The organism is Paenibacillus sp. J31P190 (assembly GCF_059692075.1).
The window spans coordinates 1-23,271 of sequence record NZ_JCAUAS010000001.1 but is presented as its reverse complement, the minus strand read 5'-3'; the positions used below and the strand labels follow the sequence as shown (position 1 = coordinate 23,271).

26 protein-coding genes are annotated in these 23,271 nt (G+C 42.4%); 22 read left to right on the top strand and 4 right to left on the bottom strand.

Annotated features, from left to right (window positions below; all coding sequences use genetic code 11):
- The first annotated feature begins 514 nt into the window (after window positions 1-514).
- The 14 genes from AC58U0_RS00130 to AC58U0_RS00065 all read left to right on the top strand — a co-directional run bounded on the left by AC58U0_RS00130 (window position 515) and on the right by AC58U0_RS00065 (window position 13,524).
- Window positions 515-2,344, top strand: a complete 1,830-nt coding sequence (locus AC58U0_RS00130) for a polysaccharide biosynthesis protein (protein ID WP_497376993.1) — start codon at window positions 515-517, stop codon at window positions 2,342-2,344.
- Window positions 2,345-2,360: 16 nt separating this feature from the next.
- Window positions 2,361-3,236 carry a UTP--glucose-1-phosphate uridylyltransferase GalU gene (galU, locus tag AC58U0_RS00125; protein WP_029196352.1) on the top strand — a complete coding sequence of 292 codons (876 nt, stop codon included), beginning with the start codon at window positions 2,361-2,363 and terminating at the stop codon, window positions 3,234-3,236.
- A 9-nt stretch (window positions 3,237-3,245) separates the two neighbouring features.
- Complete coding sequence (locus AC58U0_RS00120) at window positions 3,246-4,400, top strand: glycosyltransferase family 4 protein (RefSeq protein WP_497376992.1); 1,155 nt, start codon at window positions 3,246-3,248, stop codon at window positions 4,398-4,400.
- Entirely contained in the window at window positions 4,385-5,494 is a 1,110-nt protein-coding gene (locus tag AC58U0_RS00115) for a glycosyltransferase family 1 protein (RefSeq protein ID WP_497376991.1), read from the top strand. The genes AC58U0_RS00120 and AC58U0_RS00115 overlap by 16 nt, the downstream gene beginning before the upstream one ends.
- Before the next feature lie 3 nt (window positions 5,495-5,497).
- Window positions 5,498-6,382, top strand: coding sequence for a glycosyltransferase family 2 protein (locus AC58U0_RS00110; protein ID WP_497377662.1), 885 nt, complete (start codon window positions 5,498-5,500; stop codon window positions 6,380-6,382).
- Window positions 6,383-6,403: 21 nt separating this feature from the next.
- Window positions 6,404-7,477 (top strand): EpsG family protein, encoded by a 1,074-nt coding sequence (locus AC58U0_RS00105; RefSeq protein ID WP_497376990.1) that lies wholly within the window; start codon window positions 6,404-6,406, stop codon window positions 7,475-7,477.
- 22 nt (window positions 7,478-7,499) lie between these two features.
- On the top strand, window positions 7,500-8,537 hold the full coding sequence (galE, locus tag AC58U0_RS00100; RefSeq protein ID WP_497376989.1) for a UDP-glucose 4-epimerase GalE: 1,038 nt from the start codon (window positions 7,500-7,502) through the stop codon (window positions 8,535-8,537).
- Window positions 8,534-9,598: a glucosamine inositolphosphorylceramide transferase family protein gene (locus AC58U0_RS00095; protein WP_497376988.1), complete on the top strand. Its 1,065-nt coding sequence runs from the start codon at window positions 8,534-8,536 to the stop codon at window positions 9,596-9,598. Before galE ends, AC58U0_RS00095 begins: the two co-directional genes overlap by 4 nt.
- A gap of 13 nt (window positions 9,599-9,611) precedes the next feature.
- Window positions 9,612-10,208, top strand: a complete 597-nt coding sequence (locus AC58U0_RS00090; RefSeq protein ID WP_497376987.1) for a sugar transferase — start codon at window positions 9,612-9,614, stop codon at window positions 10,206-10,208.
- A 16-nt stretch (window positions 10,209-10,224) separates the two neighbouring features.
- Window positions 10,225-10,863, top strand: a complete 639-nt coding sequence (locus AC58U0_RS00085) for an acetyltransferase (protein ID WP_497377661.1) — start codon at window positions 10,225-10,227, stop codon at window positions 10,861-10,863.
- 108 nt (window positions 10,864-10,971) lie between these two features.
- Window positions 10,972-12,147 carry a DegT/DnrJ/EryC1/StrS family aminotransferase gene (locus AC58U0_RS00080; protein WP_497376986.1) on the top strand — a complete coding sequence of 392 codons (1,176 nt, stop codon included), beginning with the start codon at window positions 10,972-10,974 and terminating at the stop codon, window positions 12,145-12,147.
- Window positions 12,148-12,316: 169 nt separating this feature from the next.
- On the top strand, window positions 12,317-12,658 hold the full coding sequence (locus AC58U0_RS00075; protein WP_497376985.1) for a helix-turn-helix domain-containing protein: 342 nt from the start codon (window positions 12,317-12,319) through the stop codon (window positions 12,656-12,658).
- On the top strand, window positions 12,642-13,055 hold the full coding sequence (locus AC58U0_RS00070; RefSeq protein WP_497376984.1) for a VanZ family protein: 414 nt from the start codon (window positions 12,642-12,644) through the stop codon (window positions 13,053-13,055). The genes AC58U0_RS00075 and AC58U0_RS00070 overlap by 17 nt, the downstream gene beginning before the upstream one ends.
- A gap of 127 nt (window positions 13,056-13,182) precedes the next feature.
- A complete protein-coding gene (locus AC58U0_RS00065) occupies window positions 13,183-13,524 on the top strand; it encodes a helix-turn-helix domain-containing protein (RefSeq protein ID WP_497376983.1) in 342 nt (113 codons plus the stop codon).
- Window positions 13,525-13,536: 12 nt separating this feature from the next.
- Here AC58U0_RS00065 and AC58U0_RS00060 read toward each other — a convergent pair whose 3' ends face one another.
- Window positions 13,537-13,737, bottom strand: a complete 201-nt coding sequence (locus tag AC58U0_RS00060; RefSeq protein ID WP_497376982.1) for an anti-repressor SinI family protein — start codon at window positions 13,735-13,737, stop codon at window positions 13,537-13,539.
- Window positions 13,738-13,935: 198 nt separating this feature from the next.
- On the opposite strand from AC58U0_RS00060, the gene AC58U0_RS00055 reads away from it, so the two are divergent.
- Window positions 13,936-14,802: a metallophosphoesterase gene (locus tag AC58U0_RS00055; protein WP_497376981.1), complete on the top strand. Its 867-nt coding sequence runs from the start codon at window positions 13,936-13,938 to the stop codon at window positions 14,800-14,802.
- A gap of 45 nt (window positions 14,803-14,847) precedes the next feature.
- Here AC58U0_RS00055 and AC58U0_RS00050 read toward each other — a convergent pair whose 3' ends face one another.
- On the bottom strand, window positions 14,848-15,168 hold the full coding sequence (locus tag AC58U0_RS00050) for a hypothetical protein (protein ID WP_497376980.1): 321 nt from the start codon (window positions 15,166-15,168) through the stop codon (window positions 14,848-14,850).
- Window positions 15,169-15,410: 242 nt separating this feature from the next.
- Here AC58U0_RS00050 and AC58U0_RS00045 point away from each other — a divergent pair, with 242 nt between their 5' ends.
- The gene (locus AC58U0_RS00045) at window positions 15,411-15,917 is read left to right on the top strand and encodes a tyrosine-type recombinase/integrase (RefSeq protein ID WP_261302557.1); all 507 of its coding nucleotides are present in this window, start codon (window positions 15,411-15,413) and stop codon (window positions 15,915-15,917) included.
- A 233-nt stretch (window positions 15,918-16,150) separates the two neighbouring features.
- On the opposite strand, the gene AC58U0_RS00040 is transcribed toward AC58U0_RS00045, so the two are convergent.
- Window positions 16,151-16,519: a helix-turn-helix domain-containing protein gene (locus tag AC58U0_RS00040; protein ID WP_200957449.1), complete on the bottom strand. Its 369-nt coding sequence runs from the start codon at window positions 16,517-16,519 to the stop codon at window positions 16,151-16,153.
- A 137-nt stretch (window positions 16,520-16,656) separates the two neighbouring features.
- On the opposite strand from AC58U0_RS00040, the gene AC58U0_RS00035 reads away from it, so the two are divergent.
- Window positions 16,657-17,082, top strand: a complete 426-nt coding sequence (locus tag AC58U0_RS00035) for a hypothetical protein (protein ID WP_497376979.1) — start codon at window positions 16,657-16,659, stop codon at window positions 17,080-17,082.
- Between the two features lie 551 nt (window positions 17,083-17,633).
- Here the strand turns inward: AC58U0_RS00035 and AC58U0_RS00030 are convergent.
- Complete coding sequence (locus tag AC58U0_RS00030) at window positions 17,634-18,062, bottom strand: DUF2621 domain-containing protein (RefSeq protein WP_057305039.1); 429 nt, start codon at window positions 18,060-18,062, stop codon at window positions 17,634-17,636.
- A 167-nt stretch (window positions 18,063-18,229) separates the two neighbouring features.
- Between AC58U0_RS00030 and AC58U0_RS00025 the strand changes: the two genes are divergently transcribed.
- The 5 genes from AC58U0_RS00025 to AC58U0_RS00005 form a co-directional block, all read left to right on the top strand.
- Window positions 18,230-19,357, top strand: coding sequence for a deoxyribonuclease IV (locus AC58U0_RS00025; RefSeq protein WP_497376978.1), 1,128 nt, complete (start codon window positions 18,230-18,232; stop codon window positions 19,355-19,357).
- Between the two features lie 66 nt (window positions 19,358-19,423).
- On the top strand, window positions 19,424-20,323 hold the full coding sequence (gene purU / locus AC58U0_RS00020) for a formyltetrahydrofolate deformylase (protein WP_497376977.1): 900 nt from the start codon (window positions 19,424-19,426) through the stop codon (window positions 20,321-20,323).
- A 189-nt stretch (window positions 20,324-20,512) separates the two neighbouring features.
- Window positions 20,513-22,534, top strand: a complete 2,022-nt coding sequence (gene tkt, locus AC58U0_RS00015) for a transketolase (protein WP_497376976.1) — start codon at window positions 20,513-20,515, stop codon at window positions 22,532-22,534.
- A gap of 75 nt (window positions 22,535-22,609) precedes the next feature.
- On the top strand, window positions 22,610-22,927 hold the full coding sequence (gene ppnP, locus AC58U0_RS00010; RefSeq protein WP_497376975.1) for a pyrimidine/purine nucleoside phosphorylase: 318 nt from the start codon (window positions 22,610-22,612) through the stop codon (window positions 22,925-22,927).
- A gap of 209 nt (window positions 22,928-23,136) precedes the next feature.
- Window positions 23,137-23,271 (top strand): transposase (locus tag AC58U0_RS00005; protein ID WP_497377660.1); only part of this gene is annotated, 135 nt, incomplete at its 3' end.

The following is a 23,271-nucleotide window of genomic DNA, read 5'->3' as shown; positions in this document are numbered from 1 at the left end:
GGGAAGTAAGAGCATGTGTTTTGAAAGAAGTAGTATAGCTTAATCCTGATCGGATCAGTGTGAAATTAACTGAAAATATTTGATCCTCTTACTTGGAATGGAAAGCTTCTGAGACGAGATAAAAAAACTGTATTGACACGTTCTTTATAAAGAACTACAATTAAATAAACAACTATTGACCAAATAAAAGTATATTTTTTTACTCAAAATGTTCTTTATAAAGAATTAATTTAAGTTAAACGTTCTTTATAATAGGATAATCGCCAATATTTTCAATATCGTTCTTTATGAAGAACTATAAAAGGTGTTCCTAAATGAACTCCGGTGATGCCTCCTTACCGTTATCAATGGAAGCACTCGACCATGCTGTGGGTTGAATCGACCTTAGACGCGAGTCGTCAAAAGTGTGGTGCGAGGAAGGGTTAGATGCCCTATATAGGATTAAAGGATTTAATTATATGGTCTTTCTCCAAAGGCCTTATACTTAAGAACTTTAGTGAGAGGGTGGATTTATTTGTCATACCGACAAAGGTTATCTCTATTAATATTCATAGACTCCTTCATTGTATTAACGTCCATTTTTTTTAGCCGATTTTTATTGAGCGCAGATCTAAACGTCATATCGCTGCCTTTGGTCGTTAGTTCAATTACATTGCTCCTTAGTCATCATGTGTTTTCGTTTGTGTATAAGCTTTATAAGAAAGCCTGGGAACATGCGAGCATCGAGGAATTATTGTTTATTGTAAAGGCGATTACGTTTTCAATTGTTACTGTGGCGTTCATCCAACAAATCATTGTGCAGGATATTTACTTCCGTTTACTCGCGGTCACATGGATGCTCCATATCATGCTGATTGGTGGATCTCGTTTCTGTTGGCGACTCCTTCGGAACCGTTATATCAATAAACAAGTGAATAAAAAACGTACGTTAATCGTTGGTGCCGGTTCGGCAGGGATGATGGTTGCCAGACAATTGATCAAAAATAATGACGCGGATCTAGAGCCTGTTGCATTTATTGATGATAACGCGCGAATGCATAACCTGGATATTCTGGGTATACCCGTCGTTGGCGGCGTTAATCGCATAGAGATGGCGGTAAAAGAGCTGCAAATCGACAATATTATTATTGCTATTCCTTCACTAGGTAAAAAGGACCTCAACTTCATATTCCAAGAATGTGCGAAGACGGCAGCCAAGACACAAACACTGCCTAAGCTAGAGGATCTAGTAACTGGTAAGCTTTCCGTTAATCACTTCTTGGACGTTCAGGTTGAAGATTTATTGGGGCGGGAACCCATAGAGCTTGATATTGAAAGTATTTCCGAATTTATCACGGACAAAGTGGTACTAGTAACTGGTGCTGGAGGTTCAATTGGTTCGGAAATTTGTCGACAAGTCACGAAGTTTCATCCTCAGAAGCTGATTCTCTTAGGACATGGGGAGAACAGCATTTATTCAATCGAAATGGAATTAAAGGACATTTGTGTACATACAGAAATTGAATTCATAACGGAAATTGCTGATATTCAGGACTCCTGGAAGATGATGTCGATCATGAACAGACATCGACCTGATGTCGTGTATCACGCAGCTGCCCATAAACATGTACCGCTCATGGAGCGGAACCCGGAAGAAGCGTTAAAGAACAATGTAATCGGCACGATGAACGTTGCCAAAGCGGCCAGCAAGTTCGAAGTGGGTACATTCGTCATGATATCAACGGATAAAGCGGTGAATCCAACCAGCGTCATGGGTGCCACCAAAAGAATGGCTGAGATGATTATTCAGGATATGGATAGAAGCAGCAATACCAAATTCGTTGCTGTTCGTTTCGGCAATGTGTTAGGGAGCAGGGGCAGTGTCATTCCGAGGTTTAAGCATCAGATTGAAAAAGGCGGTCCGGTTTCAGTCACTCACCCCGACATGATTCGCTACTTTATGACGATACCTGAAGCATCCAGATTGGTCATCCAAGCCGGAGCATTAGCGAATGGCGGAGAAATTTTTATTCTAGACATGGGAGAGCCCGTGAAAATCGTAGATTTGGCGAAAAATCTCATCAAGCTATCCGGCAACTCGCTAGAGGATATCGAGATCGAATTTACCGGAATGAGACCGGGTGAGAAGCTTTATGAAGAGTTGCTAAAAGCCGATGAAATCGACGAACAGCAAGTATATCCCAAAATTTATATAGGTAAAACCGCGGAGCTTTATGTGGAAGAAATCAAAGAGATGATTTCCATTTATGCCTCACTGGATAAAGAGAGCCTGAGAGAATATCTCGTAAATTTAGGGAATAGCAATATCATTCCACTACCAAAGAAACTAGTCTCAATTGGCTAAAAAGGAGCAAACATCTATGAAAGTAAGAAAAGCAATTATTCCAGCCGCTGGTCTGGGGACAAGATTTCTACCTGCAACCAAGGCTATGCCTAAAGAAATGCTGCCCATTGTCGATAAACCAACCATTCAATATATCGTTGAAGAAGCCGTTGAGTCAGGCATTGAAGATATTATTATCGTGACGGGTAAAGGGAAAAGGGCCATTGAGGATCATTTCGATATTTCCTTTGAGCTTGAGCAAAATTTATTGGAAAAGCAGAAGTTTGACTTGTTAACTGAAGTTCAGAAGTCGTCCAAAGTTGATATTCATTATATTCGTCAGAAGGAACCCAAGGGTCTGGGACATGCCATCTGGTGTGCGCGCAATTTCATTGGGGATGAACCTTTCGCTGTGCTGCTAGGGGATGATATCGTTCGAGCGGAAAAGCCATGTCTGAAGCAGATGATGGATCAATATGAATCTCGCCATGCTTCCGTTATTGGAGTGAAGCACGTATCCGATGAAGAGGTATCCAGGTATGGAATTGTCGATGGAAACGAAATTGAGAAGCGTTTATATAGCATCAATCATCTAGTTGAGAAGCCCAAGAAAGAGGAAGCGCCGTCTAATCTTGCGATTATGGGCCGATATATCCTGACACCGAGGATTTTCGACATTCTCAATAATCAAGAGCCGGGAGCCGGTGGTGAAATTCAACTTACCGATGCCATTGCAGAATTAAATCGACTTGAGTCGGTATATGCCTATGAATTTGAAGGCATGCGATTCGATGTGGGCGATAAGTTAGGTTTCATACAGACAACGATTGATTATGCCCTGCAGCGCGAGGATTTAAGATACGAATTGCTGAAATACCTGTCTTCCACCTTGGAGAGGGAATTAATTAAGTAGGGGATGCAAATGCCTAAGAAAGTGCTGTTATGTGCCACAGTTGATTATCATTTTAAAGCTTTTCATGTGCCCTACATGAAATGGTTTAAAGAGCAGGGTTGGGAGGTCCATGTTGCCGCTAACGGGAATATGGAACTTCCTTATGTCAACGCGAAGTTTAACGTTCCGATCCAACGCTCACCATTTCATCGAACCAACATTAACGCCTATACGGAGCTTAAGTCAATTATTGACGAAAACAAATATGATATCATCCACTGCCATACCCCGATGGGCGGTGTACTGGCTCGTTTAGCAGCGAGGAATGCGCGGAGAAATGGGACTAAGGTCATATATACCGCTCATGGCTTTCATTTTTGTCAAGGAGCACCCGTTCATAATTGGTTAGTTTACTATCCCCTTGAGAAATTTCTTTCTTATTTCACGGATTGCTTGATTACTATCAATGAGGAAGACTACCAACTAGCCGTTAATCGCCGATTCAGAGCAAGTCGAATTGAGTATGTACATGGCGTAGGCGTGAATACGGAGCGGTTCAGACCTGTCCAAGAGTCACATAAGCGTGAATTGAAGCAGGCAATCGGTTATGAACCCGACGATATCCTCCTGTTCTATGCGGCTGAATTTAATACGAACAAGAATCAACAATTGCTTTTACAAGCTCTAGCTTCGGTCAAAGATGACGCTCCTAATGTCAAACTCCTGCTTGCTGGTGAGGGTCCGATGAAAGAACTGTGCCAAGAGCTTGCAAAGGAGATCGGTATTGCGGATCGGGTTGATTTTCTGGGCTTTCGCAATGATATTGATCGCTTATTGCCGATATGTGATATTGCCGTTGCATCCAGTCTTCGTGAAGGGTTGCCGGTGAATATCATGGAGGCTATGGCATGTGGACTTCCCATCATCGCTAGCGAAAACAGAGGCCACAAAGAACTGGTTCATAATGACCATAATGGTTGGATTACAGCGCCTAATGATCAAGCGGCAATGGCAGAGAAGATCAACCTATTAGCTCATAATAGGCTATTAAGAGTGAAGCTGGGTATGTTGGGTAGAGAAATGGTTGAACGAAAGTATGCCACCCAGCAAGTATTAAATGAGAAAAGCACGATATATTCCCTATATATGGGCGAAAAGGTGGAGGGCATGTGGGCGATCCAATAAGAATTCTACACGTTGTAGTCAATATGAATCGAGGCGGAGCGGAAACACTCCTCATGAATTTATATCGCAATATGGATCGTTCCAAGGTTCAATTCGATTTTCTAACCAGTAAAGTAGGAGCCTATGATGCCGAGATTATAGAGATGGGTGGAATCATTCACAGAATCCCCTATGTATCGGATATTGGCCATACCAAATATATCCAAGCTTTGGATCAATTCTTTCTTACATATCCCAATTATAAAATTGTGCACGCCCATATGGATAAAATGAGTGGGTTCGTATTGCGTTCCGCCAAAAAAGCGGGAGCACCTATACGGATTGCCCACAGTCACAATACGAGCAGCGAGGGCGGGATTGCTGCCAAAATATATAAGTGGGTTGCCGGAACTTTTATAGCGTCCTGTGCAACACACTTTTTGGCATGTTCGAATAAAGCTGCCCAATGGTTATTTGCAAACAAGGGAAATAATGTCGTGATTTTGAAGAATGGGATTGAGAGTGATAAATTCGCATACTCGCCGGAGGTTAGGGAGCAAGTAAGGCGGGAGTTGAATATTTCCTCAGCTTGCTATGTCGTCGGACATGTGGGGAGATTCGCGCATCAGAAGAATCATTCCTTCCTTATTGATATTTTTGCGCAGTTGAACCAAGAGCAGCCGGATACGGTGCTTGTTTTGGCAGGGGATGGACCTCTGCGTCCAGAGATTGAGAAGAAAGTGAAAGCTTTGCAGCTGCAAAGTAGGGTAAAGTTTCTTGGTGTGCGAAGTGATGTTACGAGACTGCTTCAAGCTTTTGATATGTTCGTGTTTCCTTCCTTACATGAAGGACTGCCCGTTACGCTTATTGAGGCGCAGGGCGCTGGACTGCCTTGTCTTATTTCCGATGAAATTACCCAAGAAGTGGATATGGGCATCCATTTGGTAGAGCATTTATCTCTGGGTGACAAATTGCTTTGGGTAGATCGAATGAAGCGTGTAATCGCAAGGAAATTACCAAGGCAAATCCCCGCTTTATCCTTATCGAACAAGGGTTACGATATTAAGAACACTGCGGCGTGGACAGAGGGTTTTTATTTAGGTATATCGAGGTGAATGATGAAGAAGCTTACTGTATTTACACCGACTTATAACAGAGCATATTGTCTTCACGTTTGTTATGAGAGTCTGAAACGTCAAACTTCCAGAAATTTTATTTGGTTAATTATAGATGATGGCTCTACAGATAATACGAGTGAATTGGTAGCGAGCTGGATGGCAGAGGATGAGATCGATATCCGTTATCATCGGCAGGACAATCAGGGTATGCATGGAGCTCATAATACAGCTTACAAGCTAATTGATACGGAGTTGAATGTATGTATTGACTCTGACGACTTTATGCCGGATGGCGCCGTGGAACAAATAAACTCCTTTTGGGAGTTGCACGGCAGCGAACATGTGAGTGGCATCATTGGTCTTGACGCTTTTACAGATGGCCGGATCATTGGCTCAACGTTGCCGGAAGATCTCACGAGCTCCACACTTTTTGAGTTGTATAGTAAACATCGTGTGACAGGTGATAAGAAGCTAGTTTATCGAACTGCATTAACCAGACAGTATCCTTATCCTATATTCAAAAATGAAAAGTATGTTGGTTTAGCTTATAAGTACTATATGCTGGATCAGCAGTATGAAATGCTGCTCATGAATGAAGTGCTTTGCTGCGTGGAATATTTACCGGATGGTTCCTCGATGAACATGCTTAAACAATACCGCAAGAACCCCAACGGCTTTGCCTTTTACCGTAAGGAGCTTATGAAACTGCCCTTTGCCAGCTTACTCTTTAAATTCAGGCAATCGATCCACTATGTATCCAGCAGTATGACATCAGGTAATCGTAGGTTTATGCAGGAAACACCTGCCAAGCTCCTCACTTTTCTCGCTATTCCACTTGGACTCATGCTCTATTGGTATGTGATTAGAAAAACAAGAATCTCTTAAGGACTCGAAAGGAAATCAAATATGGCCATACTGTGGGTTAATCTGGTTGTCGTCTATATCGCATCTTTCTTTTCAAGGCATTTGGCCACACCAGTGACTATCGGCGGTGGGCCTATATGGTATAAGCCCAATAAATGGTTGACTGCAATCGTAATGGCAACATTCGTCATGATAGCAGGACTCCGCAATAACATTGGAGATACCTTCTTTTATATGTATTCCTACACGTTAAGTGATTTTACTTGGGAAGAAGTAAAAGCTGAGAAGGATATTGGCTTCGGAATCTTGCAAATGATATTGAAATCATTCACCCAGGATCCCCAGTTGTTAATATTTATAACTGCGTTAGTGACGAATATTCTTATCGTCTATGTGTTATATAAGTATTCTAGATTGTTTGAAGTGAGCATTTATATTTACATAACTTCTGGACTTTACATTGTATCCATGAATGGAGTCAGGCAATTTTTAGCTTCAGCCATTATATTCGCTGCTACCAAATATTTGTTTGCTGGAAGCTGGCGGAAGTATTTTCTCGTGGTCGCTTTCGCCTCTACGTTTCATGAGAGCGCCCTAATCCTTATTCCTATTTATTTTATTGTGAGAAGGAAAGCATGGACCACATCCACTTTTGTTCTCCTATTTCTGGCGGTTATGTTGATTCTGGGATACAACGTACTTTCAGATGCCATTTTCGCAGCTATCGCGGATACACACTATAGCGAATATAAGGAATTTCAAGAAGGCGGAGCTAACGTCATTAGGGTAGCTGTTGGGGCAGTTCCATTGATATTTGCTTATCTGGGAAGAAACAAACTGAGGGAGATATTCCCCCATGGTGACTACGTCGTAAACATGTCGTTACTGAATTTTATTGTCATGGCCGTCGCTACACAAAATTGGATATTTGCAAGATTTACCATTTATTTTGGATTATACAATGTCATTCTCATGTCATGGGTTATCAGTTTATTCGTGAAAAGACAACAGAAATTTATATACTACGCGATTCTAGGCTTTTATCTGATTTATTTTTACTATGAGAACGTGGTTACTTTACACATTTTTTATACAAGTGATTACTTGAAATTCTGATAAACAGTTTGGGGGTCAAATAATGGCAGTTCTCGTAACGGGTGGAGCCGGATATGTTGGCAGTCACACCTGCGTGGAGTTATTGAATGCTGGATATGAAATAGTCGTTGTGGATAACCTTTGCAACAGCAGTTCGGAATCCTTAAAGCGAGTAAACGAAGTAACGGGAAAAGATTTCAAATTCTATCAGATTGATCTATTAGATCGGCAGAGTCTTGAAGACGTCTTTAAGCAAAATAAAATTGAAGCCGTGGTTCACTTCGCTGGGCTTAAAGCAGTAGGTGAATCCGTTCGTTTACCGCTTCGCTACTACCATAATAATATCACGGGGACGCTTGTGCTTTGCGAACTTATGCAGGAGTATGCAGTAAAAAGAATGATATTCAGCTCATCCGCTACTGTATACGGCATGTCGGAATCCGTACCGATCTCGGAGAATTCTCCTCTTGGTGCAACGAACGCCTATGGGCGCACGAAGCTAATAATTGAAGAAATCATGCAGGATGTGTACGTTTCCGATCCCTATTGGAGCATCGCGATCCTGCGCTATTTTAACCCTGTTGGTGCCCATAGCAGCGGAAGATTAGGCGAGGATCCAAACGGCATCCCGAATAATCTGATGCCTTTTATCACGCAGGTGGCGGTAGGGGGGTTAAAGGAACTGCAGATTTATGGGAATGACTACCCGACCTTGGATGGTACAGGTGTAAGGGACTATATCCATGTGGAGGATCTAGCGCGCGGACACTTGAAGGCGCTGGAGAAGGTGATGGTAACTACAGGTGTGGAAGCTTACAACCTTGGGACAGGACGAGGGTATAGCGTTATCGAAATGGTCTCTGCTTTCGAAAGAGTAACGGGCAGACGCATTCCATATAAGATGACGGATCGAAGACCTGGTGACATAGGGATTTGTTATTCGGACCCGACTAAGGCTGAACGGGAGCTGGGATGGATCGCTGAGAAAGGCATTGAGGAGATGTGCCGGGATGCCTGGAGATGGCAATCCAATAATCCGTGCGGTTATATCGAAGAGGAAGAAGTGTTGAGGACGACATGAATATTTCAGATAGCTTGCATCATCATCATCATATCATTCATACCCTCCTAGTAGGGGGGATTGTGGAGCTTAAGAAATTATTTATCGTTCCTACAATTAGCCTTAAAATATTTAGAAGATTAAAAAATGGTTATTCGCTATTTCTGAAAGGGATTATTGTATCCAACTGGTCGATTACCGTGTTCATCACGGATGACTTTGTATCTGAAGCTCCTCCAAGCAGCAAATTGGACACTCCCTCTTTACGTGCTGCAGATGTAACAGACGTTTCGGCAGAGTTTGTCGCTGATCCATTTATTATCCAACATGATGCAACATTCTATCTGTTCTTCGAGGTTCTAAATAAGGCTTCGGGTCGAGGAGAAATAGGTTTAGCTTCGAGTTCCGATGGATCCGAGTGGAATTATCAACGTCTAGTGCTTCGCGAAAATTACCATTTATCCTATCCCCAAGTGTTTGCCTATGAGAATGAATACTATATGTTACCGGAGACAGCGGAAGCAAATGGTGTCCTCTTATATAAATCACGAAATTTCCCCTATGAATGGGAAGTGGAGTGTGAGTTGTTCAGCGGTAGGTATTTAGATCCCTCTATTGTACATGTGGATGGGAAATGGTGGATATTTGCAGGTACGGATGAAGGGAATTTTCATCTTTTTTACTCCGATCAATTAATGGGATCTTGGCGCGAACATCCTCAAAGTCCGATCCTGTCAAATAACAAGATGATTAGCAGACCAGGAGGAAGACTAGTCGTTGCAAATGGAAACATATATAGATATACACAAGCTAATTATCCACATTATGGAGATTCAGTCCGTATCTTCAAAGTCAATCAACTCTCAGAGATTGAATACGAGGAAGAAGAAGTTTCCTGTATATTAAAAGGCTCCGATAAAGAGAATGATTGGAGAAAAGATGGGATGCACCATATCGACCAGCTTCAGATAAATGATAATCAATGGCTAATTGCCGTAGATGGTCATTCTTTTAAGAAGATGAATTATCTATTATGGAAGCTTGACCGTATCAAATCCAAATATTTCAGCCCAAATCAATAGGAGTAGATCATTCATGAAGCGATTTTGTGACTTGTTGGTATCCATTCCATTATTCGTAATCTTTCTTCCGATTATCGGGATCGTTGCTGTATTGGTTAGGTTAAAGTTGGGATCTCCGGTCATATTTAAGCAGCAAAGACCGGGATTACACGGGAAACCAATTAATCTTTATAAATTCAGGACCATGACGGAAGCAAGGGATCATGAGGGCAATTTATTGCCTGATTCGATCCGATTAACCCCATTTGGCATGTTTCTTAGAAAATACAGTTTAGATGAATTGTTGCAATTGGTTAATGTCATCCAGGGAGATTTAAGTTTAGTTGGGCCAAGGCCTCTGTTGATGGATTATCTGCCCTTATACACCGAAGAACAGGCGAAACGACATCAAGTTCGACCCGGAATTACCGGATGGGCTCAAGTCAATGGCAGGAATAAAATCTCGTGGGAAGATAAATTTAAGCTGGATGTCTGGTATGTGGAAAATCAAAGCTTCCTATTGGATGTGAAAATTCTAGCATTAACCTTTGTCAAAGTCGTAAGGTCGGATGGGATCAGTCACGGAAATCATGTGACCATGGAGAAATTTTCCGGCTCAAATCTCTCATGAAAAGAGGTGAGGCATGATGGATCTTGTTGTTATTGGTGAAGGCGGTCACAGTAAAGTGATAAGGGAGATAATTCGTTCTAAGAGTGACTACAAGATCATAGCCATTCTGGACGATAAGTACGATGAACTTACTGTAATCAATGACGTATACATAGGGCCGATTTCTTCTGCACACCTTTTATTGAACCGAATGAATCATTTTAAATTTGTTATCGCGATAGGGAATAACGAAGTTCGAAAATTGATTGTATCGAAGCTTGGCTTATCCAAGGAAACGTATATTTCGCTCATACATGATACAGCTGTTATTAGCACGAGTGCTTATATAGGGGATGGAACGGTTATCATGGCGGGTGCGATAGTCAATGCCGACGCAGTGATAGGCGATCATGTCATCATTAATTCAGGGGCAATCGTTGAGCACGATAATCAACTTGGGGATTATACCCACGTTGCGCCGAAAGCTACGCTTACGGGATCTGTAATCACGGAAGAAGGAGCTATGATAGGTGCGGGAGCGACTATCATCCCCGGGAAAAAGGTAGGCGAGTGGGCGGTCATAGGAGCTGGAGCTACGGTTATCAGTGATATCCCCGCTTATAGCACAGCTGTTGGAACTCCTGCGAGATTAATTGCAAGAGCCATGTTTGCATAGTTGATAAAAGCGCCCATCCTAGAAGCTTGGCGAGTGAGATTATCTTAGAGGCGCCGAATGGCGCTATTTGTGTTCTATTAACCTTTAGGAAGGCTGTGAAGGCGCCGTATGACTACTCATAACAAAAAAATTTATCTTTCCCCTCCACACATGAGCGGGAATGAAATGAGCTATATCCAGGATGCTTTTGATACGAATTGGATCGCCCCTCTGGGCCCGCATGTGGATGCATTTGAGAAAGAGCTTGCCTCTCATGTCGGGTCAAATGCGGCTACAGCAGTTAGTTCAGGGACCGCGGCAATCCATCTGGCATTGCGACTGATCGGGGTCAAAGAAGGGGACAGCGTTTTCTGCTCAAGTCTTACCTTCGTCGCTAGCGCAAATCCGATTGTTTATTGTGGAGCGAGGCCGGTATTTATTGATTCTGAACCCGAGACATGGAACATGTCACCTAGGGCATTGGAAATCGCTTTGCAGGATGCTGCTCTAGAGGGTAAATTGCCTAAAGCCGTTATTGTTGTCAATCTCTATGGCCAAAGTGCAAAAATGGACGAAATCATGTCGTTATGTGAATCCTATGATGTTCCCATTATTGAGGACGCAGCAGAATCACTGGGTTCTATGTACAAAGGAAGAGCAAGTGGGACTTTCGGAAAATATGGCGTTTATTCATTCAATGGGAATAAGATTATATCCACCTCAGGCGGAGGAATGCTGGTTTCCGATGATGTAGAGGGATTAAAGCAAGCTCGTTTCTTAGCTACGCAAGCACGGGATCATGCCGTCCATTACCAGCATAGCCAATTGGGATTCAATTATCGAATGAGCAATGTATTAGCTGGAATAGGCAGAGCACAGCTTGAGGTGTTGGAAGAGCGAGTCAATGCCAGAAGAGCGGTATTTAACCGTTATGATGAAGGCTTGTCCCATTTGCCAGGGGTTCAATTCATGCCGGAATTAGCTAACACGCGCTCGAATCGGTGGCTCACCGTATTAACGATAGAGAAGAAAGAAGCTGGGGTAACCGCTCAGGAAGTGTTACAAGCATTGACAGAACTAAACATCGAAGCCCGTCCAGTCTGGAAACCGCTTCATCTGCAGCCGCTTTTTGAAGGGGCTCGGTACTATCCGCATAGCAACAACGAGAGTGTGTCGGAACGATTGTTTCAAACAGGACTATGCTTGCCCTCGGGTTCACAATTATTGGAAGATGAACAACAGAAGGTGATCACTTGTATCAAGAAAACGATTATGCAAACAATGCCATTCAAGGTAATTATTTAAATAGCGGAGAGACTTTGAGCTCCGCTCAAAGATCCCTATATTAGGAGGAACTAATCATGTGCGGAAATGCCCGTTATATCGGAAATCAGGGGGCGAAGGATACCCTGGTTAAAGCGAACTTCGAACAAGTAAATCTACCCAAAAGTGTCACTGTGGAGTGATGATAACCATGATCGGTCAAAACATTTCAAGTATCCGCAAGCAAAGGGGGTATACGTTGTCCGAGCTCTCAGAGCGGACCGGTATTTCCAAGTCTTATTTAAGTAACATTGAAAGGAATCTAAAACAGAACCCCTCTATTCATGTCATGGAAAAAATAGCATTGGTTCTCAAAGTAGACTTGAAAACGCTATTAAAAATTGCCGCTGATGCGGAAACAAGCCAACAGCTTGATCAAGAGTGGATGGATTTTATTTCTGATTTGAAGCAGTCAGGCATTGATAAGGAACGGATTCATGAATTTAAAATTTTAATAGAGTTTATGAAGTGGAACAATGATAAAATTAAATAGCATGAAACCGTTGTTCTGGTGGTTTCTATTAAGTGTGTTCATAGGAGCCATATTTATTTTCACCGCTCTTCAGACCTTTACCGGCGAGAATACCAAAGAACAAATCCAGCAGATTACAGGTATGAATGAACATAATGCCTATGTAATCAATGCGATTATTCGCAAATCCGCCCATGTACTTATGTTTGGCTTGCAAAGTATCTTTTTCTATATCGCACTTAGAAGGCAATCGCTCTGGTTCGCTTGGGTTTGCACAACCTTTATGGCCGTTCTAGATGAATGGCATCAGGCCTACGTGCCGGGAAGGTCCGCATTAGTCCAGGATGTACTGCTGGATTCACTGGCAGCGCTGATATTTCTTAGAATTATCGTTTATTTAAGAAGACGATATTCGTGACAAATTCAAAATAGCCCCCTTTTGGGGCTTTTTTCGTTCTTTATAAGAGACAAATTTGTTCGTTAGAAGAAATTCTGATATAATATCAACAAGAGCAACATCACTTCATAATAAGGGAAGATCCGAAATGATTGGAAAACGTGTTCAACAATTGAGGAAAGAGAAAGGCCTGTCTCTTACAGAACTGGCGGAACGTGCAGGGGTTGCTAAATCTTATATTAGCAGCTTGGAGCGGGATATTCAGAAGAATCCTTCGATTCAGTTTCTTGAGAAAATTGCAGCTGTTCTGAAAGTGCCAGTCGATAGGCTAATTGATGACCAAGAAGAGATGGCTGATAATGACCGTGAGCTCGATCCGGAATGGTATGAGATCATTAAAGAAGCCATGACTTCTGGGGTTGACAAGCAGCAGTTTCGGGAGTTTCTGGATTTCAATAAATGGAGAATGAAACGTCCAAACGACGAATAGTTCTATTTGGTTTTATGAAGATTGTTTGATGAATCCTTGTGAGGACATAAAACGATCATTTTCTGTTGAAAGTGAATTTATCGTGGGTTGGAAGGGGCTTCTTAGGAATGCGCGGATATCTTCCATCGTAAGACCCATCTTACGTGCGCTCATAATAAGATTGACCCACTCCACATCAAATTCTTCGGTATCTACCTGATTAATCCGATTCACAAAAGACCCCTCCAAATCATCTATCGCGATACAAAGTGTATCTGTTGATTTATTATCGCACGTTTTTTCCGTGAAATCAATCCCGAGAATATTAAAATTATACAAATTGTATCAGCGTTTCATTTGGGTCCCCTCGACAAAAAACACGTAAATTATTAAAAAAAGGCTCGAAAAATAGGAGAGGGTTGGGAACATAAAGTGAAAAATGTTCGCATAAATCGCAGGACGTTTCTCAAAAAAAGTCTGTTTGCGGTTAAATCCTTAGCCATATTAACGGGAATTAGCGGATTATATGCCATCTTCGGAGAGCGGTACTGGATACAGTCGACAACGGTTCGTCTTTCGTACCGTCGTTACCCTGCATCTTTTGAGGGCGTGCGTATTGTCCAATTCAGTGATACACATATAGGCAAGTATTATAGTTTGGAGCAGATGAACAAAGTGGTTGATTTGCTGCAGCGGCAAGAGCCTGACATTATCTGTTTCACAGGAGATTTATTTGATTCCAAATTCGGTGAAGTGAGTGATGAGGTAATTCCGATCCTATCGCGACTCCGAGCAGGAATGGGTAAATTCGCGGTGCTCGGCAATCATGATATGCGTCTAGATTCCAATCGAGTAAGGGATGTACTAGAGAGATCTGGCTTTACCGTCTTAGTCAACGAGAGACGATCTATTGAACGTGGGAATGGACGCATACAGGTGGTCGGAATAGATGAAATGTTCTACGGTAAACCGAATCTACCGTTAGCTTTGCAAGGAGTAAAGCGGGACGATTTCGTGCTGCTGCTTGCTCATGAGCCAGATTTCGCAGATACGTCGTTGGCCAATCATGTCGATTTGCAGCTCTCTGGTCACAGCCATGGCGGGCAGATTAGGATTCCATTGTACGGCAGTATATTTACGCCGGACCTAGGACAAAAGTACCCTATTGGCTTGTACGCCTTTGAAGGAAGCGAGTTCAACGTCTATACAAACCGTGGAATAGGTACAACTTTGTTCCCGATTCGGTTCAATTGTCGACCTGAAATCACAGTGTTTGTCCTAGAAAAGAAGCTGCCATAAGCACGTAAAAACTCCGTTAGCCGAAGCCAACGGAGTAAGTATTCATCAGTAGCAAAACCACTTTTTCCAAATATCAAACGAATCTATGCAATCAATATCATCCCATTTGATGTCATCCCAGTGGTTGTTATTGTTGTTATGGTTGTTATGGTTGTTGTTATTATTGTTGTTATTATTATGATTGTTGCTATTGTTATTGTTATTATTACTATTCCCTTTATTAACCGTAAAAATTGAAATAAACTTAGAAAGAATGCTGTTTTTCTGAGAACTACCCGATTCATTACCTGAGGCGGAAGCATAAGCGGGCAAGATGATTGCACTAAAGAGTAAAATCAGACAAGATAGTCTAACGATTTTAAACACTGAACATAACCTCCCTTCCGAAGAATTATTTCATGCAATCGTTCTTTATTAAGAATTATACAGTAAAAATTAGGTTTTGAGAACTATAAAAGGCATAGATCATTTTTTTAATTTATGATACAATATGTAACATGATACAAGTAGGGGGATTGATAGAGTAAAAATAAGAGTTTTCTAGCTGTAATGAGATACAATTTGTAACATAAAAACGGAACTGATTAAAATCATGCGAGGTGCAACTCATGCAGGTTGTTCAACCTATTAGAGAACAAGAGAAAATTGAACAGATACAGGCCGTTTTGAAAGAACAATCGATTCGGGATTGGCTTCTTTTCACAATTGGGATTAATTCGGGGCTTCATCTGAGCGATCTATTGTCTTTGAAAGTGAGCGATGTGAAGGATCGAAGTGTAGTCAGCATCAAGGAAGAAAAAACGGGTAAAGCAAAGACGTTTCAACTTTCTCCACAGCTTAAAACTTATATTGAAGAATATATCCAATATATGGATGGTGACGCTTATTTATTTCCATCGCAACGAACGGGCAATCCGATCAAAAGAATTCGAGTTTACCGTATTTTAAATGAAGCTGCTAAGCAAGTTGGACTAAACGACATAGGTACACACACACTTCGAAAAACATACGGCTACCATTATTACCTAAGAACGAAAAATGTTTCGGTCCTCAGAGATTTATTCAATCAATCGGCTCCTTCAGTGACTTTAAAGTATATTGGCGTGAAGGAATAGAAAATCAATCTTAATTGATATTGGGTGAAAGTAGTGACTCGAGGTAGATACATAATGTATCACGGTGATTAATACAAGTATAACTCTTTTTAAAGTTAATAGCTGAGCGTTGGGAGTGGAGTTTCTTATGAAACAAGAAGAAAAGATTTCAGTAGAAATTCATCATGTTCTTCAGCAGTTAGGGATCGACCAGCAGAAGTTTCAGAATCAAGTTATGATGTCTTCCTATCAATCTACTCCAAGGAACGCTCAGCTCTTACAAAAGCGATGAATCGTTTTGCTTCCTCTGGGGTCAGTATTCGACCATCCACGGTTAATGAAAACTTTTTCAAAATGCTCTCATCCGTTAAATCGAGATGCTCTACGAACTCTCTAACATCATGATCTAGAACCGTTTGTGGCTGGTCAGTCCGGCCAAGTAAATAATCAACGGTAACATTAAAAAAATTGGCGATCTTGTTAATCGTTTCGTAGTCCGGCTCACGTCGATTTGTTTCGTAATGAGAAAGAGCGGCTCTTGAGATTCCAATTTTATTAGATAGTTCTTCTTGCGTTAATCCTCTTTTTTCGCGTAAAAGGGCAATGCGATCTCCATATTTCAGCGTGATCATTCCTCACTGTTTAATTATTCTTTAACATTATTACCATTGTTTTTCCCGCTATATACCAGAGAACTATTATAACAAAGCAGAGATTCATTGACTAGATACAAGATGTAACAAAAAGGAGGGATGAGGCAATGGCGTTGGAGAAAAAAAGTAAACTATCATTAATCGTACCACTGGATGGTAAGTTGAATATTATTCAAATTCGAAATCAACTCATTAATAGCAAATATGCACTAATCGATATTATAGCACTTGAAAAGTCCCAATTCACATTTGCTAGTCCCCTATGCTTACCAACCAGCCATCAAGTCACCTACGGTTTTGAATTTACGATTTTCGGTCAATCATTTCGAGTTAATGGTAGCATAGAATTAGAAAATAATAACGAAAATGAATACATCTATAAAGCAGTAATTCAATCTGAAGATCATGCTGATTCCGAAATGCTCTATGCCATCAATCAACTTGCGGTCACACAGAATACGGAATACGTAAAGCTTTCTAAAAGCTACACGCCAGAACCTTCTTCAGCTGTTACAGTTGATTTGACATGTTGAGGGAGAAATAAAGCCGATCTGCTTGTGCTAATTCGTTTGTTGCTCTCATAAGGTTAGTATAAAAACCAATGAATGTCGAATTAAAATATGCGAATACATAATTTCTATATCGATACATGAGAAAATGAATTCAACCCCTTGCAATGTTACAAAACGTATCTTATAATCAATATATATACAGAATGTAACAACATGCGACATTTTGAGCACTCAAAGGGGAGGAATATCATGAATTCGGATATTGTGTATTGTATTCAATGTAGTTCGATTATAGGTAGAGGTAATTCAGATCAGATTTTTAAGACGGGTTTTTATCATACAACGATTCCACTTTGTCTCTGCAAAACGTGCGTTTCGACGGAGGAGAGCAGCTTAAGTATAGAAATTATAAGCGATTCCCATAAGTGCTATTCCGATTTTGCCTTGCCCTTGTCTATTTAGCCGAAGGGTGGAGTAAGACCGGTTTTTTTTGTTATAAATGGTAAGCGCTTTCAAAACATATGAAGGAAAAGCCTTCCTCTTACGTAAAAAGCGGAAAGGCTTTTTTCATTTTATTGGAGTAAATGCTTATGCGCACTATAGTCAATCTGCTGCTTTTCGAGGAAGCTAGTCAAGCTCTTATAGTCGCGCCGCGGTGTTGCGAGAATATAACCTTGAATACAGTGGTCACGTGTGACTTCACTTGCATGCGCCTCCAGAGCAACCTGTCCAATACGAGCAGCGATGGAATGCTTAGCGATATCTCTAAAGGCTGTCGGTACAGGTGATACCAATTGATCGAGAAATGTTTTGGAGTCTTCCGTCCATAAGTGCCGCGAGCTGTCCACGTAGTGATTTTGCCAATCCAGCTTCGACTTACCGTCTTCCTTAGGCAGCACCTTTAGGAACTTTCGAAACATGAAATATCCGCCAATGGACATGAACAAAAGCAGGACACATACCCAGAAAATGATGAACCACATGAAAAAATCATTAGCCATTTATTTGTCACCTCACTAGCCTACATCAATATATCTTTAAGAATTATACCTTATTTCTAGATTTCTTGCGACAATCCTAGTAAAATAGGAAGGTAGTAGACGCAACTACATTGGTCTTCCATACCTAAGTAGCTGCGTAGTAGACACACACAAAGGAGTTAACCATTATGCCCAAAATTGGCTCGCACGTTTCGTTCTCAGATAAAGGCTTGTTAAATGCAGCAGAAGAGGCAGTCACATACGGTTCTTCCACATTTATGATATACACAGGTGCTCCGCAAAATACGCGCCGTAAACCGATTGAGGAACAATTTATCGAAGAAGGTAAAGCTGTGATGGAGAAGCATGCGATGAACGAAATCGTCGTACATGCTCCCTACATTATTAATCTAGGTTCTTATAAAGAAGATACCTTTGAGTTAGCCGTGCGTTTCCTTCAGGAAGAAATTCGTCGAACAGACTACATTGGCGTTCGCAATATCGTTCTTCATCCTGGGGCTTACACAGACAAGGATGCGGAGTATGGCATTGCCAGAATCGCGGAAGGTCTGAACGAAGTACTTGCAGGAGTTAAAGATACGAATGTGAACATCGCGCTGGAAACAATGGCTGGCAAAGGGACGGAGATTGGCCGCAGCTTTGAGGAACTAGCTGAAATTATGGAACAAGTAGAGTTTAACAACAAATTATCCGTTTGTCTGGACACTTGCCATATTCATGATGCTGGGTATGATATTGTGAACGACCTTGATGGCGTTCTGCATCATTTTGACAAAGTAATCGGTCTAGAAAAGCTTGGAGTTATTCACTTGAATGATAGTAAAAATCCTCGGGGAGCCAGCAAGGACCGTCACGCTCCGCTTGGCTCAGGTTGGATTGGCTTTGAGGCTATGAATAATGTTGCCAATCATGAGAAGCTGCAGCATTTGCCTATGATTCTTGAAACTCCTTGGATTGGTAAAGAAGATAAAACGCAGCGTCCGATGTACGAAGCAGAAATTGCGCTGCTGTCCGGTAACCTTAGTGGACGTTTTGGCGCCGAATTCTTGGATCATGTAGAGCGAATTGACTTTTTGTTAGGCAAAAAAGAAATTCATTTCCGTGATTTCGTTCTGAACACATGGGAATTATTGAAAAATGATGCCAAGGCAAAGAAAGCGGACGGACGTGAGCCGCTAGAGCGTTTGTATGATATTCTACATGAAGAGAATCTCTTCTCTGACCTCAGCGAGGAACAGATTAATCAACGATTGATCGTTTGGCTTGCAGGTAAAGATATACTCAAGAAAGTTTAAAATCGATTACAGAAAACTAAAAAGAAAACTTTCTTACAGAAAGTTAAAGCTATTAGGGGGATTAACATGGAACAGGGAAGTACGAGTAACTCATTGCGCAAGGAGAGCGTAATGGTGAATAGGGCAAGAATGTTGATCTCTTGTCCGGATCAACCAGGAATCGTCGCGGCGGTTTCGCAATTTTTGTTTGAATATGGTGCGAATATCGTGCAATCCGATCAATATACAATGGATCCTGAGGGCGGTATGTTTTTCATCCGGATCGAGTTCGATTTAATGGAGCTTGGTAGTCGAGTTGACCAGTTGAGAAAGGATTTCTCTGTCGTTGCGGACAAGTTCTCCATGGATTGGAGTCTTTCTCTAGCCAGTCAGAAGAAGCGCATCGCTATCTTCGTATCGAAGGAAGATCATGCTTTGCTTGAGCTGCTTTGGCACTGGCGCGCGGGTGATCTTAACGCAGATATCGCGATGGTCATTAGTAACCATCCGGACATGCAATCGCTCGTCGAGCCTTTCGGAATTCCATATCACCATATTCCGGTTACCGCGGATACGAAAGCAGAAGCCGAGCGTCGTCAGCTTGAAGTCGTTGGAGACAATGTTGATGCGATCGTATTAGCTCGTTACATGCAGATCGTTTCGCCTTCTTTTATTAAACACTACGCTAACCGCATTATTAATATCCATCACTCTTTCTTGCCTGCCTTTGTCGGCGGGAAGCCTTATGCGCAAGCGCATAACCGTGGGGTGAAAATCATCGGCGCTACCGCACATTATGTGACCGATGAACTCGATGGCGGACCTATTATTGAGCAGGACGTTCAAAGGGTAAGCCACCGCGATAACGTCGAAGATTTGAAAAGAATCGGTCGACATATTGAACGGATCGTTCTTGCAAGAGCGGTAGCTTGGCATGTAGAAGATCGAATTATTGTGCATAATAACAAGACAGTAGTATTTAATTAGGTTAGATTAGGCTGTGTCCATTTCTGGATGCAGCCTATTTGCTAGTGACTGCTTAAGCGGATGATGTTTTAGCGGGTTATTGTGGCAAAGCCTTAAAGCAAATGGTACAATAATGCAAGCGAGAAAAGTCACTTGTATGTACAAGTCATTGATTGACGAAAATACAGAAATATAGGAGGGAATTTTCGAATGACAGTAACAAACAAAACAATTGAACAATTAGCAGTTGACACGATCCGTACGTTGGGTATTGACGCCGTTGAGAAAGCCAAATCAGGTCACCCAGGTATGGTCATGGGGGCTGCGCCAATGGCTTACGTGCTGTGGAAACAGCATATGAAGCACAATCCATCTAATCCTAAATGGGTCAATCGCGACCGTTTCGTTCTTTCAGCCGGCCACGGATCCATGCTGCTATACAGCCTGCTTCACTTGTGCGGATATGATCTGCCAATGGAAGAGATCAAAAACTTCCGCCAATGGGGAAGCAAAACGCCAGGACATCCGGAATACGGTCATACAGCAGGTGTTGACGCAACGACGGGTCCACTTGGACAAGGTATTGGTATGGCAGTTGGTATGGCCATGGCGGAAGCTCATCTGAGAGAGACTTACAATAAAGAGAATTTCCCTGTAATCGATCACTATACATACGCAATCTGTGGTGATGGCGATATGATGGAGGGCGTTTCATCTGAAGCCGTTTCCTTGGCAGCTCACCTTAAATTGGGCAAATTAATTATGCTTTATGATTCCAATGATATCTCGTTGGATGGCGAGCTTAATATGGCATTTTCCGAGAACGTTGAGAAGCGTTTTGAAGCTTACGGCTGGCAAGTGCTGCGCGTAGAAGAGCAAAATGATCTTGCGGCGATTTCCAAAGCAATTGCTGAAGCGAAAGCTGATACAACGCGCCCAACTTTGATTGAAGTGAAAACGACAATCGGTTTCGGCAGCCCGAACAAAGGCGGCAAAGGCGGACACGTTGGACCTCACGGTTCTCCACTTGGCGGCGAAGAAGTGAAGCTGACGAAGCAAGCTTACGGCTGGCCGGAAGAGCCGGACTTCTTAGTTCCGGACGAAGTAAGAGCGCACTACGCAGAAATTCAAAAAGAAGGCGCTGCAGCTGAACAAGCTTGGAGCAACCTGTTGAATGACTACATCAAAGCATATCCGGAATTAGGTAACCAGTTCAGCGCGGCTGTGAATAATGAATTGCCAGCAGGCTGGGACGCAGATCTTCCGGTTTACAGCACATCAGACAAGCCTATGGCGACTCGTGTTGCTTCCGGTAATGCAATCAACGCGATTGCACCTAATTTGCCGCAATTGATCGGCGGTTCCGCGGATCTGGCAAGCTCGAACAACACTATGATCAAAGGCGAATCCAATTATAGTGCCAGCAATTATGCAGGCCGCAATTTATGGTTTGGTGTTCGTGAATTCGGTATGGGTACAGCGATGAACGGTATGGCTCTGCATGGCGGAGTTAAAATATACGGAGCTACATTCTTCGTATTCTCCGATTATCTGCGTGCATCGATTCGTCTTGCAGCTCTTATGCAGCTTCCGGTGATCTACGTTCTAACACATGACAGCATCGCTGTTGGTGAAGATGGACCGACGCATGAACCGGTTGAACAATTGCCAGCGCTTCGTGTCATTCCGGGCATCACCGTTATTCGCCCAGCCGATGGTAACGAAACATCAGAAGCATGGCGTTATGCGATTTCCCAAGCTAAGGGGCCAGTTGCACTCGTATTGACTCGCCAAAACCTGCCGATCCTTGAAGGAACAGTCCAAGGCGCGAAAGAAAACCTAAGCAAAGGCGGATACGTTGTATCCGATGCTACTAATGGCAAGCCAGTTGCTCAAATTCTGGCAACAGGCTCCGAAGTACAATTGGCTGTCGCGGCGCAAAAGCTTCTTGAAGCCGAAGGCATTAACGTTCGTGTCGTAAGCTTGCCAAGCTTGGAGCTGTTCGAGAAACAGTCCAAAGAATATAAAGACTCCGTCATTTTGCCGGAAGTGAAGAAGCGTCTAGCTGTTGAAATGGCTTACCCACTTGGCTGGGAGCGTTACGTTGGCGACCAAGGATCCATCCTTGGTATCTCTACATTTGGAGCATCCGCACCAGGGGATTTGGTTCTCAAAGAGTATGGATTCTACCCAGAGAACGTAGCAGCTAGAGTGAAAGCTCTATTGTCTTAGTTAAAAGTAGCCACAGCCCACCACCGCGTGGGCTTGGCTTTATTCTTAGTCATTTTAGAGGGGGAACCAATCACCATGTCTAGCTTTGAAAATGTAACTGTTTTAACGAAAGCCAACGTTTATTTCGACGGTAAAGTGACTAGCCGCACCGTTCAATTCGCCGATGGCACAAAAAAAACACTCGGCATTTTGCTCCCGGGTGAGTATGAATTCGGAACAGATTTTAAAGAAATCATGGAAATCCAAGCTGGTGAGCTGAACGTATTGCTTCCAGGCAGCAGCGAATGGATTACCATCAGCGGCCAAGGTGAATTCACAGTTCCCGCCAATGCAAAATTCAAGCTCGAAGTGAAAACAGTAAGCGATTATATTTGCTCTTATATTCATGAGTAATTAAATAGGGAAGACTTCAGATCCCATACTTCTATCGGCATATTGTCCGATGATGTATGGGATTTTTTTTCGACAAGCCAGAATGCTTCCCTCTTGATCGGCTCGCAGAGTTCTCGTGGAAAGCGCGGTTTTGGACTTAGAATAAAAAGTGGACACCTCTTAGATTCAGGCAGATAATAAATCTAATAAATCGAAGAGGTGCCGGCGCCATGAGTGTGAAGAGACAACATTACAATGAGACGTTTAAACGTGAGGCGGTAAAGTATGTGCAGGAACAAGGAAAGTCCCTGGAGCAGATCGCTGACGATCTGAATGTAAATCCAGCTACGCTGCGAAACTGGGTG

Excerpts from the sequence above, each read along its gene's own strand:
- galU (WP_029196352.1), top strand. The coding sequence starts at position 2,361 with ATGAAAGTAAGAAAAGCAATTATTCCAGCCGCTGGTCTGGGGACAAGA.
- AC58U0_RS00120 (WP_497376992.1), top strand. The coding sequence starts at position 3,246 with ATGCCTAAGAAAGTGCTGTTATGTGCCACAGTTGATTATCATTTTAAA.
- AC58U0_RS00110 (WP_497377662.1), top strand. The coding sequence starts at position 5,498 with ATGAAGAAGCTTACTGTATTTACACCGACTTATAACAGAGCATATTGT.
- AC58U0_RS00105 (WP_497376990.1), top strand. The coding sequence starts at position 6,404 with ATGGCCATACTGTGGGTTAATCTGGTTGTCGTCTATATCGCATCTTTC.
- galE (WP_497376989.1), top strand. The coding sequence starts at position 7,500 with ATGGCAGTTCTCGTAACGGGTGGAGCCGGATATGTTGGCAGTCACACC.
- AC58U0_RS00095 (WP_497376988.1), top strand. The coding sequence starts at position 8,534 with ATGAATATTTCAGATAGCTTGCATCATCATCATCATATCATTCATACC.
- AC58U0_RS00090 (WP_497376987.1), top strand. The coding sequence starts at position 9,612 with ATGAAGCGATTTTGTGACTTGTTGGTATCCATTCCATTATTCGTAATC.
- AC58U0_RS00085 (WP_497377661.1), top strand. The coding sequence starts at position 10,225 with ATGGATCTTGTTGTTATTGGTGAAGGCGGTCACAGTAAAGTGATAAGG.
- AC58U0_RS00080 (WP_497376986.1), top strand. The coding sequence starts at position 10,972 with ATGACTACTCATAACAAAAAAATTTATCTTTCCCCTCCACACATGAGC.
- AC58U0_RS00075 (WP_497376985.1), top strand. The coding sequence starts at position 12,317 with ATGATCGGTCAAAACATTTCAAGTATCCGCAAGCAAAGGGGGTATACG.
- AC58U0_RS00070 (WP_497376984.1), top strand. The coding sequence starts at position 12,642 with ATGATAAAATTAAATAGCATGAAACCGTTGTTCTGGTGGTTTCTATTA.
- AC58U0_RS00065 (WP_497376983.1), top strand. The coding sequence starts at position 13,183 with ATGATTGGAAAACGTGTTCAACAATTGAGGAAAGAGAAAGGCCTGTCT.
- AC58U0_RS00045 (WP_261302557.1), top strand. The coding sequence starts at position 15,411 with ATGCAGGTTGTTCAACCTATTAGAGAACAAGAGAAAATTGAACAGATA.
- AC58U0_RS00035 (WP_497376979.1), top strand. The coding sequence starts at position 16,657 with ATGGCGTTGGAGAAAAAAAGTAAACTATCATTAATCGTACCACTGGAT.
- AC58U0_RS00030 (WP_057305039.1), bottom strand. The coding sequence starts at position 18,062 with ATGGCTAATGATTTTTTCATGTGGTTCATCATTTTCTGGGTATGTGTC.
- AC58U0_RS00025 (WP_497376978.1), top strand. The coding sequence starts at position 18,230 with ATGCCCAAAATTGGCTCGCACGTTTCGTTCTCAGATAAAGGCTTGTTA.
- purU (WP_497376977.1), top strand. The coding sequence starts at position 19,424 with ATGGAACAGGGAAGTACGAGTAACTCATTGCGCAAGGAGAGCGTAATG.
- tkt (WP_497376976.1), top strand. The coding sequence starts at position 20,513 with ATGACAGTAACAAACAAAACAATTGAACAATTAGCAGTTGACACGATC.
- ppnP (WP_497376975.1), top strand. The coding sequence starts at position 22,610 with ATGTCTAGCTTTGAAAATGTAACTGTTTTAACGAAAGCCAACGTTTAT.